Genomic DNA, 13,973 nt, shown 5'->3' with positions numbered 1-13,973 from the left:
GCTTCGCTGCGCTCGCAATGACGCGGAGGGGCTGGTGCGCCTTCTCTACCGTTTTTTCCTCTCCTTCGGCGCTGGAGCCGGCGCGGGCTTGCGCGGCACGGCGGGGCGCGCGCCGGGGAGGCGCTGCTGGAAGCCGGGCTGGCGCGGCGCGGCGCCCTGTTGCGGCTGGACGGCTGGCTGTGTGCCGGGCTGCAATCCGGTGCGCGGCGGTTGCGGCGTGGTGCCATTCGGCTGCGCCGGCGTAACCGCGCCAGGCTGCTGCGGAGATTGTCCGCTGCGCTTTGGCTGCGTCGCCCCGCCCGGTTGCGTGGTGCGCGGCTGGGCGGGCGGTTGCGCAGTGGCTGGCTTCTGGCCCGGTTGCTGCTGACCTCGTTGTGTGCCTTGTTGCGTGCCTTGGCCCGTGCGCGGCGTGCCGGGCTGTGCGGCGCCACCTTGCCGTTGCGGCTGTTGCTGAGTCGGCGGCTGCTGGCCCGGACGGTTGTTTTGACCAGGCTGGCCGTTCGGCCGCTGCGGCTGTTGCTGGTTCGGCGCTGGGTTCGGACGCAATTGCTGTTGCTGCGGCGGCTGCGCCGGCCGCGGAATCCGGCTGACCGCGGTCGGGTTGGCGCGGCGGAAATCGCGCTGCTCGGTGACGATCTGGCGGCCCGTGGTCTGCGCCGCGTGGACCTGGCTGACGATGCCGCGATCGCGCGCGATCTGCTGCGGCGGGATGGTGATCGGCACCGCCGCAAAGCGCATGCCGCCCGGGCCGGCCGCACCGGGCCGGATCGCAAAGCCGCTCGACCCTTGCGTCAGCGAGCCGAGCCGCGTGCCGCTGGCGCGATCGTTGACGTCGATGTGGCCGACCCGGCCGTCAGCGTCGGGGTAGAGCTTGATGTTGACGTTGTTGGCGCTGGTTGCGGCCGCGTTCTCGGGAACGTCGACGACACCGGTGGTGCCGCGGATGCCGAGCGTCGCGGTCGGCGTCGCGATTTTCATGTCGCCGGTCTTGGCCACTGCAGCCGCGACGAAGGCGACCGTGCCCTTGCCGATGTCGAAGATCGCCGAATTCTGCTTGCCGCCATCCTCGTAGACGTAGGTGTCGATGGTGATCTTGGCGCTCGCGGAGAGGTTGAACGTGGTGGCGTCGTTGAAGGTGATGCCGAGCGACGAATTCGAGGACGTCTGCACGATGTCATTGAGATAGATGTCGTCGCGTACTTTCAGCGGATAAGAGTTCTTGTCGCGGACCACGGTCGCAATGCCCGTCACGGTCGCGACGTTGCCGATCGGCTCCGCGGCGGCGGATTGCGCATCAGTTGACGGCGTCGGCGCTGCTGAAGGTGTTGGGGAGGTGGCAGGCGTCGGTTGGGCCTGCGGCTGGGTTTGCGCGAGCTCGATCGCGTCGGACGCGCGCGCATGATCCGCGCGGGCCAGCGGCAGCGCCAGCAGCGGCAAAGCAAACATGACGCGGCGCCAAGCCACCATCATAGCCACAAATGAGGTCCCCATGAGAAGGCGAGGCAAATCTGGCCGATATCAGCCGGAGATTGCTGAATGGCGGATGAACATCTGTTGCATGGAAACGGTGAACGTTCAAACGCCACGTCCCTGAAACAGGGACGTGGCGTCATCATAAGAACAAGAAGGCTTGCCAATCGAAGCCTCAGCTCACGCGCTTCCAGGTCTGTCCGCCGCAGAACATTCGGCCGAAGGCGCAGCCCTGCACGCGCATCGCGTTCGGGCCCTTCATGGCGATCGTCGAGTCGTAATTGCGACCGGAGTCGGGATCGTGGATGCGGCCGCTCCACTTGGCGCCGTCGGGCTTCATGTTGATCAGGATCCGCTCATTGGTCTTCTCGGCATAGCCGCAGAGATTGGGACCGCATTGTTCGACCCGGACATTGCCCTTGTTCTCTTCGGTCGCCCATACGCCGATCGGCGTGGTGGCGGCCTGTACCGGTGCTGCCGCAGCGGGAGCAGGCGGCGGCGCATAAGCGGGAGCCGCGGCAATCGGCGCGGGCGCGACCACGGGAGCGGGGGCTGCAACCGGCGCAGGCTGCGAGAGCGTGTCGACGGACGGCGCCGCGGTGACATCAGTGGCTGGCGCAGCGGGAGCAACGGTGGGCGCGGCCGGCGCTGTGGCCTGCATCGGCGCCTGTTGCACGGGCGGCTGCGGCGGAGCCGGCGCAGGCTGCGCAGTCGTCGTCGATGGCGTGGTGGCGTCATCGTCCTTGGAGCCGCCGAGGCTGTTGAGGTTGATGTCGTTGAGCCTGATCGGCTTGTTCGACAGGCCCGGTGCCACGATGGAGACGCAATCGAGCGAGGCACAGTTGCGCGGCGTCTCGATGCGGATGTGCTGGCCTTGGATCTGGAACGAGATCGAATTCCCGGCATGCGCGACGGCAGTCGAGGCGAGGAACAGTGCGGTGGCGGCGATGGTGAGCTTGTTCATGACAATCTCCGAAAGAGCGTGGTCCCGAGATGGACTGAAGTCGGCCGTAGACCGGATTTGGTTCGACCCTATGCCTGACACACCAGGCCTTCTGTGATGGACCTCACAACGCCTGCCCGGGTGGCTGACGGCGCATGCGAGGGAGATTGCGCATGAACGTCTCGCCCGCATCGCGGCGCCTTGCCCACCATCACGACGGCCGCCCTGCGCGCGCGCGGCCGGTATGGTTAAGGAAAGCTGAAATCAACGTGTTGAAGAGTCTTTAAGTAAATTCACCGAACGTGCGTACATGACGCGCGGAGTTCGTTTGTATCTCGTCGGCTCCATCGTCCTCGCATCGCTCGCGGGTTGCGGACGCGGCTTGTTCCAGGCCGAACGTGAACCGTGGCGGGCCGAGGCCGAAGCGGCGTGCCTGAAATCGGGCGCCGTCAAAGAGAGCCCCGACATCGTCCGGATCGATCCGATCTCCGGACCCGGCATGTGCGGCGCTGAATTTCCGCTGAAGGTCGCCGCGATCGGCGAAGCCACCGGCAGCTACGGTTTTGCCGACGAGGAACTGCGCCCGCCCGGCAATGTCGGCAACCAGCCGCGCTGGCCGGTGACGCAGCCGCAATCGAATTATCCCGCATCCGGCTATCCGCAGCGGTCGAACTATCCCGAGAGCGCGGTGCGCCAGCCCGCCGGCTATGGCGCGTCGTCGGCTCCGGTGTCGCTCAGCGCGCCCGGCGTCGCGCCGCAGAAGGACGAGATCGATCTGCCGCCCGAGGGCACCGATGCCGAAGGCGCGGCGCGCTACATGAATGCGCCGAGCTATCCGGCACGGCCGCCCGCGCCTTACTCCCAGGCGCCCGCGCAGCAGCCGCTGCCGCGTCTCGGTCCCGCGCAGGGCAATGCTGTCGCCGCCGTCGGTCCGGTCATGGTGAAGCCGACGGCGACGCTGGCCTGTCCGATTGTATCCGAGCTCGACCGCTGGTTTGCCGACAGCGTGCAGCCGTCGGCGATGCGCTGGTTCGGCGCCCGCGTGGTCGAGATCAAGCAGATCTCCGCCTATTCCTGCCGCGGCATGAACGGTAACCCGCACGCTCATATCTCCGAGCACGCCTTCGGCAACGCACTCGACGTCGCCGCATTCACGCTCGCCGACGGCCGCCGCATCACCGTGAAGGACGGCTGGCACGGCATGCCGGAAGAGCAGGGCTTCCTGCGCGACGTCCAGGCGGGCGCGTGCGCGCATTTCACCACCGTGCTCGCGCCGGGCTCGAACGTCTATCACTACGATCACATCCACGTGGACTTGATGCGCCGCGCCAGCCGCCGCCTGATCTGCCAGCCGGCCGCGGTGTCCGGCGAAGAGGTGGCCGCGCGTGCGCAGCGGCGCAGTCCGTATGCGAGCAATCGCGATCCCGCCGTGACCGGCTCGCTCGGCACGCACAAAGGCAGGCACGACAGGGGCAGCGAGGAAGACGAGTCCTCGGACGATTAAGCGCGCGTGCTTACCTCGAGGTCGGCTTCGACGGCGCCGCGAGCCCCATGCAGCGCTGCACTTCGGCGGGGACATCGTACGTCCGCATGATATGCCTGCTGTCGCGCAGCCCCGTCGCCTCGCGTTGCACGACGAACATCCAGAGCGCCTGTCCGGCTTCCATCACCAGCTTGCGCCTCGCCGGCTGCCTCGATGCCGTCGTCTCTGACACCGCGTGGGTCGCGTCGAATTCGCGCAATCGCGCCAGCGCCTGCTCGAGCGTGCGGCCCATCCGTCCAAGCGCCGAGGCTTGTTCCTGGACGATCTCATAATGGAGGATATCGACCGGCGGGCGAAGATCACGGGACATGATCCCCAATATAGCGGCGCAAGGCACATGCGCAACGCGCGGCCGGCTGCCGTCACTTCGCCTTGTAGGCCCCCAGGAACATCCGCGTCGCGCTCTCGATCACTTCCGTCATGCGCTGCTCCGACGGCGGCGGAGCGGCCTGGAAGACGAAGGGCAGGAACAGCGAGGCCTTGCACAGTTCCATGAACTGCGAGGCCGCCAGGTCGCAATCGTCGATCGCCAGATTGCCGGAGACGACATGGGCTTTGAGATAGTCGGATAGGCGGTTGATGGTCTTGTCCAGCACGCACAGATAATAGCGGCGGCCGACGTCGGGCATGCGCTCGGCGATCGCCATCACGGTGCGGATCGCCGATCCGCCGCCGGGCCGGCAGAGCAGATGCAGATAGGCCTGGCCGAAATCCTTCAAGGTCGTCTCGGCGTCCCGCCCGGGGTCGAAGTTGAACGCGACCTGGCCGTGAAATAGCGCCTCCTCCTCGAGGATGGCTTCGAACAGCGCGGATTTGTCGGCGAAATAAACGTAGAGCGTGCCCTTTGAGACGCCGGCCGCACGCGCAATCTCGCCCATGCTGGCGCCGTCAAAACCCAGGTCCATGAACACTTTGTGGGCGCCCGCCAGGATCTGGCGGCGCTTGGAGCTGTCCTCTTCGGAGACGACGTGCAGATGTTCGCGGTCGGCTGCAACCATTGGTTCAGGGTCTCGAACGGTTTTGGCTCGGAGCTTGGACCATGAAACCCAAATAAAGGATTCGGGCCAGTAGGGTCCGGCTCGGACCAATATGTATATTGACCGAACCGTTCGGTCAATGATATTTGTGGGTGACAGGGACCAGGCCGCAGGACGGCCGCCCTGGCGCTTTTTTTGAGGAGGCCTTTATGGCCACATCGAGAGACCAGGCTGCGCGCGTGCTTCGCCAGGAAGCGGTGGAGACGACTGCGAATGGTGACGCTGCGCCTGAGCAGTCCGCAGCGCTTGCCGAGCAGTTGCGCTCTCACGTGGCCGAAGAGACCAAGCGCCGTACCAGCGAGGCCCCGGAGAAGCCCGTGATCGACCAGCCGGCCCCGACGGCCTCCGCGCCCGCGGCGCCGAAATCCCGCAAGCGCAAGTTCATCATGACGGGCATCGGCCTCGTGCTGGCGCTCGCGGCGGCGAGCTATGCCGGCTACTACACGCTGGTCGGCCGCTTCTTCGTCTCCACCGACGACGCCTATGTCCGCGCCAACAACACCATGCTGGGCGCGCGCGTGTCGGGCCACGTCTCCTCGATTCTCGCCGGCGACAACACGCTGGTGCATGCCGGCGACACCATCCTGCGCATCGACGACGGCGACTACAAGATCGCGGTCGATGCGGCTGCGACCCGGATCGCGACCCAGCAGGCCACGATCGATCGCATCGGTCGCCAGATCGCGGCGCTCGACAGCCAGGTCGCGCAAGCCAAGGCGCAGCTCGTCTCCGCGGAAGCCGGCCTCAAGCGCGCCGATCTCGATTATGACCGCCAGCAGGCGCTGAGCAGCAAGGGCTTTGCCTCGCGTGCGACGTTCGAGAGCTCGGAAGCCGGACGCGACCAGGGCGCTGCCGCGGTCAAGGCCGCGCAGGCGGCGTACGACGTGGCGGTGAGCAATGTCGACGTCGCCAAGGCCCAGCAGGCCGAAGCGCAGGCGCAGCTCGCCGAGCTCAAGACCACGCTCGCCAAGGCCGAGCGCGACCTCGGCTTCACGGCGGTGCGCGCGCCGGTCGACGGCATCTTCTCCAACCGTCTCGTCAGCGCCGGCGACTTCATCGCCGTCGGCCAGCGGCTCGGCAATGTCGTGCCGCTCGACGACGTCTACATCGACGCCAATTTCAAGGAAACCCAGCTCAAGCGCATCCGTCCCGGCCAGCCGGTGACGATCAAGGTCGATGCCTATGGCATGCGCAAATTCTCGGGCGTCGTCGACAGCATCGCCGCCGGCGCGGGCTCGGTGTTCACGCTGCTGCCGCCCGACAACGCCACCGGCAACTTCACCAAGATCGTGCAGCGCGTGCCGGTCCGCATCCGCGTCCCGAAGGCGGTTGCGAAGCAGAACCTGCTCCGTGCGGGCATGTCGGTCTACGCCACCGTCGACACCAACAAGGGTGCCGCCGACGCCGACAGCGAGATCGATCTCGACGATCCCACCATGATCCATCCGCAGTAAGCGCCATCGGGCGCTGCGAGGTCAGACCATGGCGAATGCCGCGACCGCTTCCCCTGCCATGATGGCGTCAGACGCTTCGGAGCGCATTGCGCCGAAGCGGCTGCTCGCCTTCATCATCATGGTGTTCGGGATGTTCATGTCGATCCTGGACATCCAGATCGTCTCCGCCTCCTTGAGCGAAATCCAGGCCGGCCTGTCGGCGAGCTCGAGCGAGGTCTCCTGGGTCCAGACCGCCTACCTGATCGCCGAAGTGATCGCGATCCCGCTCTCCGGGTTCCTGTCGCGCGCCTTCGGCACGCGGCTGCTGTTCGCGATCTCGGCGGCGGGTTTCACGATGTCGAGCCTGCTCTGCGGCTTCGCCACGACCATCGAGGAGATGATCCTCTGGCGCGCGCTGCAGGGCTTCCTCGGCGCCGGCATGATCCCGACGGTGTTCGCCTCGGCCTACACCGTGTTTCCGCGCTCGAAATTCCACATCGTCGGCCCCATCATCGGGCTTGTTGCGACCCTGGCTCCCACGATCGGACCGACCGTCGGCGGCTACATCACCGATTTGATGACGTGGAACTGGCTGTTTTTCATCAACGTCGTTCCCGGCATCGGCATCACCTTGGGCGTTTGGGCGCTGGTCGATTTCGACGAGCCGCATTTCGAACTGCTCGACCGCTTCGACTGGTGGGGGCTGATCTTCATGGCCGGCTTTCTCGGCACGCTGGAATATGTGCTGGAGGAAGGCCCGCAATATGAATGGATGCAGGACACGTCGGTGGCGATCTGCGCCTGGATCTGCATCATGTCGGCGATCGCCTTCTTCTGGCGCGTGTTCACGGCGGCCGAGCCGATCGTCAACCTGCGCACCTTTTCCAACCGCAATTTCGCCGTCGGTTGCGTCCTGCAGTTCTGCATCGGCATCGGCCTCTACGGCCTGACCTACATCTATCCGCGCTATCTCGCGGAGGTGCGCGGCTACAGCGCGCTGATGATCGGCGAGACCATGTTCGTCTCCGGCATCACGATGTTCCTGGTCGCGCCCCTGGTCGGCCGCCTCATGGTGAGGCTCGACATGCGCTACATGATCGCGTTCGGCCTGATCGTGTTCGCGATCGGCTCCTACCAGATGACCTGGATCACCCGCGACTACGATTTCTATGAGCTGCTGGTGCCGCAGATCCTGCGCGGCATCGGCATGATGTTCGCGATGGTGCCGACCAACAACGTAGCGCTGGGCACGCTGGCGCCCGACAAGGTGAAGAATGCGAGCGGCCTGTTCAACCTGATGCGCAACCTCGGCGGCGCCGTCGGCCTTGCCGTCATCAACACCGTGCTCAACGATCGCACCGATCTGCACATCACGCGCCTGCAAGAGCGCGTGACGTGGGGCAATGCGACGGCGACCGAAACCCTGACGATGCTGATGCAGAAGTTCCAGGGGCTTGGCGATTCCACGCTGATGGCGATGAAGGAGCTCAGCCAGATCGTGCATCGCCAGGCCGTGGTGATGAGCTTCGGCGACGCCTTCTTCGTGCTGACGGTGTTCTATCTCGGCCTCAGCCTGCTGGTCACCCTGCTGAACAAGCCGGCTCCGATGGCCGGCGGTGGCGGCGGCGCGCACTGACGCGAAGCGATCGGCCGCGCACCAAAAAGCAACACTCGTGCGTGATCTCGCACGGCACCCGTTGCAAATCGCGAATGCCACATCTATAAAGCGCGCCTCATTCAATCGAACCGGGGAGAGATTTGCATGATTTCGTCGCATTCGCAGATCGCGTTTCCGCGCTCGATGATGGTCTGGCTCGGTAATTTTTCGGCCTAGAGGCCACTTCCGCCAGCTTCGATCGGGCCGGGGTTTAGCCCAGAGGCCCCGATCGCCTCGCTTCCCTAGTCAAAGTCAGTTTTGAGTGACGCCGTCTCGGCCTTCGCGGCCGGCCTGCGTCCATCGATGGAGCCGGTCCGCGCCGAAGCGGCCGGATGACGCCATGACCGCATCGTCAAAAAAGCCCGCGGCGATCCGCGTGGTGCTGCCCTTCGTGTTCCGGCACTGGCTCAAGCAGCCGGGGCGCGCGCTCGCCATCGCCGTCGGCCTGTTGGGTGCGACCGCAGCCGATCTGTTCATGCCGGTGTTCTCGGGGCACCTGATCGATGCGCTGACGCGCGGCCCGTCGGATGCCGCCGCGCGCCACGCCGCGCTGGTGGCGTTGGGCGGCATCGTGGTGCTGGGGACGGCCTCGATGGTGTTGCGTCTGAGCGGCCTGCAGCTGATCGTGCCGTTCACGCTGAAGATCATGTCCGATGTCGCGCACGACGCCTTCCTGCGCGTGCAGCGCTTCTCGACCGACTGGCACGCCAACTCCTTCGCGGGCTCGACCGTGCGCAAGATCACGCGCGGCATGTGGGCGCTCGACCTCCTGAACGATACCATCCTGCTGGCGCTGATGCCGTCGCTGGTCGTGCTGATCGGCTCGATGATCCTGCTCGGCGCGCACTGGGTCTCGCTCGGCGCGGTGATCGCGCTCGGCGCGGCGATCTATGTCACGATGACGGTGCTGTTCTCGACGCGCTACATCGCGCCTTCCGCGCGTGTCTCCAATGCCTGGGACACCAAGGTCGGCGGCACGCTGGCGGATGCGCTGACCTGCAACGCGGTGGTGAAATCGTTCGGCGCCGAAGCGCGCGAAGACGCGCGGCTTGCCCGCGTCATCAAGCACTGGCGCGTGCGGGTGAGGCGGACCTGGTTTCGCTACAACTACACCGCCATCGCGCAGCTCTCGCTGCTGCTCTGCCTGCGCGCATCCGTGATCGGCGGATCGGTGCTGTTGTGGATGTCCGGGCGTGCCTCGCCCGGCGACGTCACCTATGTGCTGACGAGCTATTACGTGATCCACGCTTACCTGCGGGACGTCGGCATGCACATCAACAACCTCCAGCGTTCGGTCAACGACATGGAGGAATTGGTGGCGATCCATGATGAGCCGATCGGGATTGCCGATGCCGCTGATGCACGACCGATCGCGATCGAGGGCGGCGAGATCAGGTTCGACGACGTCACGTTCCATTATGGCGGCCATCGCGCGCCGCTGTATGACGGGTTGTCGGTCAGGATCCGCGCCGGCGAACGTGTCGGTCTCGTCGGCCGCTCCGGCTCCGGCAAGACGACCTTCGTCAAGCTGGTGCAGCGGCTCCACGACGTCAGCGGTGGTCGCGTGCTGATCGACGGGCAGGACATCGCGCGGGCGACGCAGCAATCGCTGCGCAGCCAGATCGCCATCGTGCAGCAGGAGCCGATCCTGTTTCACCGCTCGCTTGCCGAGAACATCGCCTATGGCCGGCCCGGCGCCAGCCTGGAGGCGATCGAGCAGGCGGCGCGGCTTGCCAATGCGCACGATTTCATCCTGCGCCTGCCGAAGGGCTACGGCACGCTGGTCGGCGAGCGCGGGGTGAAACTGTCGGGCGGCGAACGGCAGCGCGTGGCGCTGGCGCGTGCCTTCCTGGCGGATGCGCCGGTGCTGATCCTGGACGAGGCGACGTCGAGCCTCGATTCGGAATCGGAAGCGCTGATCCAGCAGGCGATGGAGCGGCTGATGAAGGGCCGCACGTCGATCGTGATCGCGCACCGGCTGTCGACGGTGAAGAGCCTCGATCGCATCCTGGTGTTCGACCATGGCGAGATCGTCGAGCAGGGCACGCACGCCGTGCTCGCGGGCAAGCCCGGCGGCATCTATCGCAGCCTGTTCGAGCGCCAGGTGGTGGAGCTCGGGCATATCGCAGCAGCGGAATGAGGTGCGGGGCGGCAGGGCGGAAGTCCTGCCGTCACGTCGCCAAAGGTGGAATGAGATGAAAGACCTGACGCGCGGCTCGATCGTGAGCCACATCCTGAGCATGGCGCCACCGATCGTAGCGGGCATGATCTCGATCATGATCTGCCAGTTGGTCGACCTGTATTTCGTCTCGGGCCTGGGCGATGCTGCCGTTGCGGGTGTCGCCGCGGCGGGCAATGCCGGATTTCTCGTCAACGCGCTGCTGCAAGTGCTCGGTGTCGGCGCGGTGGCACTGATCGCGCATGCCGTAGGACGCAAGGATCGCGACGACGCCAATCTGGTGTTCAACCAGGCGGTCGCGCTGTCGGTGATCTTCGGGCTGTTGACCCTGGCCGCGGGAGCTGGCCTTTCACCCCTCTACATGCGCTCGGTTGCGGCCGATCAAGCCACCATCGACGCGGGGACCACGTACCTGTTGTGGTTCATGCCGGATCTGGCACTGGAATTCGTCATGCAGGTGATTGCGTCGGCGCTGCGTGCGACAGGCATCGTACGTCCCGCCATGTTGGTGCGGGTCCTTGCGGTCGTCATCAACATCGCGCTGGCGCCGGTGCTCATCTCGGGCTGGGGCACCGGCTACGCGCTCGGGGTCGCCGGAGCAGGGCTGGCGAGCTCGATTGCTGTGGCGCTCGGCGTTCTGATGTTGCTCGCGTATTTCATGAGATCGGAGCGCTATGTCGCGTTTCATCCCGTGCAGTGGCGGCCGCAGCTTCGGCAATGGAGGCGGATCCTCAATGTTGGCCTGCCCGCCGGCGGCGAGTTCGCGATGGTCTTTATCGTCATGGCGGTGGGCTATTACGTGCTGAGCGTGTTTGGCTCGGCGGCGCAGGCAGGATTTGGCATCGGGACGCGGCTGCTCGGCCTGATTCAGATGCCGGCGCTCGCCATCGCGCTCGCTGCAGGCCCCATCGCCGGCCAGAATTTCGGCGCCGGCAATGGCGCGCGCGTGCGCGAAACCTTTGTCAAGGCGTCGTTCATGGCGACCACCGTGATGCTGGCTTTTCTGATCCTCGCGCAGCTCGCGCCCCGTCTGCTGCTTGCAGGGTTCTCCAGCGATCCGGAGACGACGGCGGTTGCGTCGCTTTTTCTGCGCATCGTCTCGTTCAACATGATGGCGCAGGGGCTGATCTTTGTCTGCTCCAGCATGTTCCAGGGGCTTGGGAACACCAAGCCGGTGTTGTGGACCTCCGCAATGCGGGTCCTCACCTATTCCCTGCCATCGGTCTGGCTCTCGACTTTGCCGGGCTTCCGGATGGAGCACGTCTGGTACTTGTCGATCGCGACCAACGCGCTGCAGGCCACCCTGAGCGTGTCGCTGTTGCTGCGCGAATTCAGGAAGCGTCTTGCATTGCCAACACGGCAGAAGGTTACGCAGGCGCCGGATCCTGAACCCGTTGCGCCGCCGCTGCGCGAGCCGGCGTAGCGAGGCTCACTTGCCTGGTCCCCCATCCACGGCCCCGGCTGGTCTGCCGCGCAGTGGAAAAGGAAGACTAGAGCGCGCTGATGCTGTTCCAGACCAGGGTGGCGCCCGACAGGAACAGCAGGCCGAGCACGACGTCGCCGAAATGCTTGTCGCTCAGCGCGTGATAGACGCGCGCGCCGACCCATGCGCCGATCAGCGTGCCCGGGAATGCGACCATCGCGAGCCAGACCACCTTGAATGCGACCAGGCCTGATGCCGTCTGCAGCACCAGCGCGGTCGCAAGCACCGTGAAATTGAACAGCTGGAAGATGCCGCGCCGCTCGTGCTTGTTCCAGCCGCGGATGTTGGCCCACAGGATCGGCAGCGGCCCGGACAGTCCGGCCAGCCCGCCCAAAATGCCGCCGGCAAAGCCGATCGCACCGTCGGCGATGCGACCGCCGAAGGTGACGGAAAACTGCCTCTTGTTGAGGTACAGCGCACTCGAAAAGATCAGCAGCAGCACGCCGACGCTGAGCTTGAACACCTTTGGATCGGCGGAGGCGACCAGCTTGGTCCCGAGCGGCACGCCGATCAGCCCGCCAATCAGGAACGGCCACACCAGCGACAGGTCGAAGCTCTTCCACATCGCGGGCAATGTCGAGGTCTGCGCAATCACCGAGCAGATCAGCACCAGCGGCACCGCGAGCGAGGGTGGCAACACGTAGAGCCAGATGCCGAGCGCCATCAGCGCCGTGCCGAATCCCGCCAGCCCCGAGACGAAGCCGCCGGCCAGTGCGCCGAACAGGATCAGTGCGTAAGTGAGCGTTTCCACCAATGAGTCCCTGCGTTGCGCTGGGCCGCGAGCGGCCTCATGGCGCATAGCACAAAGGCACGGCCGTCAGCATCAATCAACATTTGCTACACGATCTGCCTGGTGTCAGCGGGCTTGTGCAAGGCGCCGACGAGGATGCGCAGGGCCTCGCTCAATTCCGATCTGTTGCGCGCCGCGCCGAGTGAGACGCGCGCCGCATGCGGCGATGTTCCCTCGACGGTGAAGGCGTCGCCGCCAACGATCGCGAGCCCGTTGCGCAAGAGATGCGCGGGGACGTCGTGCCGCCCTTCCGGCAAGTGCAGCCATAAATGATGCGCGGCGGGATTCGCCCGGAACCGAAACTCCTTCAATGCGCGCTGAGCCAATTGTTGGCGGCCGACGGCCTCGTTGCGGATGGCGGTGATGATGTGGTCGGCGACGCCGCTCTCGAGCCAGTGCGTCACCAGCGCGACCATCAGCGGTGCCGGCATCTGCACGGTGGCTTGCAGATAGCCGCGCATCAGCAGCTGTGCGCCGCTGTCGGGCGTCAGCAGATAGGCGACGCGCAGTGCCGGCGCGATGCATTTTGACAGCGTGGTGGCGAGATATGTCCGCTCCGGGATGAGGTTGGCGATCGGTGAGGCCGATCGGTCGAGCAGCCCGTAGGCATCGTCCTCGATCAGAACGACGTCGGCGTCGCGGATGATTTTTGCGATTGCGTTGCGGCGATCCGGGGCAAGGGTCGCCGTGGTCGGATTATGCAGCGTCGGGATGAGATAGACGGCCTTCGGCTTGTGGGTGCGGCAAGCCTTCGCCAGCGCGTCGGGCAGGATGCCGCCGTCATCCATGGCGACACTGACGAGCTTGACGCCAAGCTGCGCCGCGGCCGCCTTGATGCCGGGGAAGGTGAGGGCCTCCGTCAGCACGACATCGCCGGGACGTGCGAGACAGGCAAGCAGGTTGAAAAGGATCGTCTGCGCGCCGGGAAAGATCACGAGCTTGTCGGCGTGGGCGTGCGGAACGCGGGTACGCATCCAGCGCACCGCGACCTCGCGCTCATGCGCGCTGCCGCCGGGCGGCTGGTAATTCAGGAATGCAGTCAGGCCCGATTGCGCGCGAATGGCCTCGAAGCCGGTGATGATGCGCTCGTCGAGCCGCGCTTCGAGCGGGTGCGGCGGCACGTTCATGGAGAGGTCGATCGCGACCGGATGCGGCAGGTCGATTGCCCGGCGCGCGCTGGTCTCCGACACGAAGGAGCCCTGGCCGACGCGGGCCTCCATGATGCCGCGGCGCCGCGCTTCGGTGTAGGCGCGGGTCACCGTGGTCAGGTCGACGCCGAGCGCCTTGGCGAGCGCGCGCTGGGTCGGCAATTGCTGTCCCCGCATCAGCCGCCCCGCGGCGATGTCCGCCTCCATGGCCGCCACGATGCGCTGATAGCGCGGGCCAGACAGCTCCGAGATTGTAGGGGTCCAATCCATGCAATTAAGCCCCATATCCT

General features: G+C 65.9%; 11 protein-coding genes. 5 read left to right on the top strand and 6 right to left on the bottom strand.

From position 1 onward, the window contains the following. Positions 1-45: 45 nt before the first annotated feature. Both ACVIIW_RS01220 and ACVIIW_RS01215 read right to left on the bottom strand, forming a co-directional pair. Positions 46-1,467 (bottom strand): FecR domain-containing protein, encoded by a 1,422-nt coding sequence (locus ACVIIW_RS01220; RefSeq protein WP_456705056.1) that lies wholly within the window; start codon positions 1,465-1,467, stop codon positions 46-48. Between the two features lie 178 nt (positions 1,468-1,645). Next, positions 1,646-2,434, bottom strand: a complete 789-nt coding sequence (locus tag ACVIIW_RS01215) for a DUF2147 domain-containing protein (protein ID WP_456699068.1) — start codon at positions 2,432-2,434, stop codon at positions 1,646-1,648. A 289-nt stretch (positions 2,435-2,723) separates the two neighbouring features. Here ACVIIW_RS01215 and ACVIIW_RS01210 point away from each other — a divergent pair, with 289 nt between their 5' ends. Beyond that, positions 2,724-3,917, top strand: coding sequence for an extensin family protein (locus ACVIIW_RS01210; RefSeq protein ID WP_456699067.1), 1,194 nt, complete (start codon positions 2,724-2,726; stop codon positions 3,915-3,917). 10 nt (positions 3,918-3,927) lie between these two features. Here ACVIIW_RS01210 and ACVIIW_RS01205 read toward each other — a convergent pair whose 3' ends face one another. Together ACVIIW_RS01205 and ACVIIW_RS01200 are read right to left on the bottom strand one after the other, a co-directional pair. Continuing rightward, positions 3,928-4,266, bottom strand: a complete 339-nt coding sequence (locus ACVIIW_RS01205; RefSeq protein ID WP_456699066.1) for a DUF6665 family protein — start codon at positions 4,264-4,266, stop codon at positions 3,928-3,930. A gap of 52 nt (positions 4,267-4,318) precedes the next feature. Beyond that, on the bottom strand, positions 4,319-4,954 hold the full coding sequence (locus tag ACVIIW_RS01200) for a TetR/AcrR family transcriptional regulator (RefSeq protein WP_456699065.1): 636 nt from the start codon (positions 4,952-4,954) through the stop codon (positions 4,319-4,321). A 188-nt stretch (positions 4,955-5,142) separates the two neighbouring features. On the opposite strand from ACVIIW_RS01200, the gene ACVIIW_RS01195 reads away from it, so the two are divergent. The 4 genes from ACVIIW_RS01195 to ACVIIW_RS01180 all read left to right on the top strand — a co-directional run bounded on the left by ACVIIW_RS01195 (position 5,143) and on the right by ACVIIW_RS01180 (position 11,685). Then, positions 5,143-6,447: an HlyD family efflux transporter periplasmic adaptor subunit gene (locus ACVIIW_RS01195; RefSeq protein WP_456699064.1), complete on the top strand. Its 1,305-nt coding sequence runs from the start codon at positions 5,143-5,145 to the stop codon at positions 6,445-6,447. 28 nt (positions 6,448-6,475) lie between these two features. Then, complete coding sequence (locus tag ACVIIW_RS01190) at positions 6,476-8,062, top strand: DHA2 family efflux MFS transporter permease subunit (RefSeq protein WP_456699063.1); 1,587 nt, start codon at positions 6,476-6,478, stop codon at positions 8,060-8,062. Between the two features lie 361 nt (positions 8,063-8,423). Then, positions 8,424-10,223, top strand: a complete 1,800-nt coding sequence (locus ACVIIW_RS01185; RefSeq protein ID WP_456699062.1) for an ABC transporter ATP-binding protein — start codon at positions 8,424-8,426, stop codon at positions 10,221-10,223. 55 nt (positions 10,224-10,278) lie between these two features. Continuing rightward, positions 10,279-11,685 carry an MATE family efflux transporter gene (locus ACVIIW_RS01180; RefSeq protein WP_456699061.1) on the top strand — a complete coding sequence of 469 codons (1,407 nt, stop codon included), beginning with the start codon at positions 10,279-10,281 and terminating at the stop codon, positions 11,683-11,685. 67 nt (positions 11,686-11,752) lie between these two features. Here ACVIIW_RS01180 and ACVIIW_RS01175 read toward each other — a convergent pair whose 3' ends face one another. Together ACVIIW_RS01175 and ACVIIW_RS01170 are read right to left on the bottom strand one after the other, a co-directional pair. Next, positions 11,753-12,496 carry a sulfite exporter TauE/SafE family protein gene (locus tag ACVIIW_RS01175; protein WP_456699060.1) on the bottom strand — a complete coding sequence of 248 codons (744 nt, stop codon included), beginning with the start codon at positions 12,494-12,496 and terminating at the stop codon, positions 11,753-11,755. An 86-nt stretch (positions 12,497-12,582) separates the two neighbouring features. Then, positions 12,583-13,953, bottom strand: coding sequence for an aminotransferase-like domain-containing protein (locus tag ACVIIW_RS01170; RefSeq protein WP_456699059.1), 1,371 nt, complete (start codon positions 13,951-13,953; stop codon positions 12,583-12,585). Positions 13,954-13,973: the final 20 nt, after the last annotated feature.

Source organism: Bradyrhizobium sp. USDA 4449, from assembly GCF_054056275.1.
This window is presented reverse-complemented; position numbering and strand designations above follow the sequence as displayed.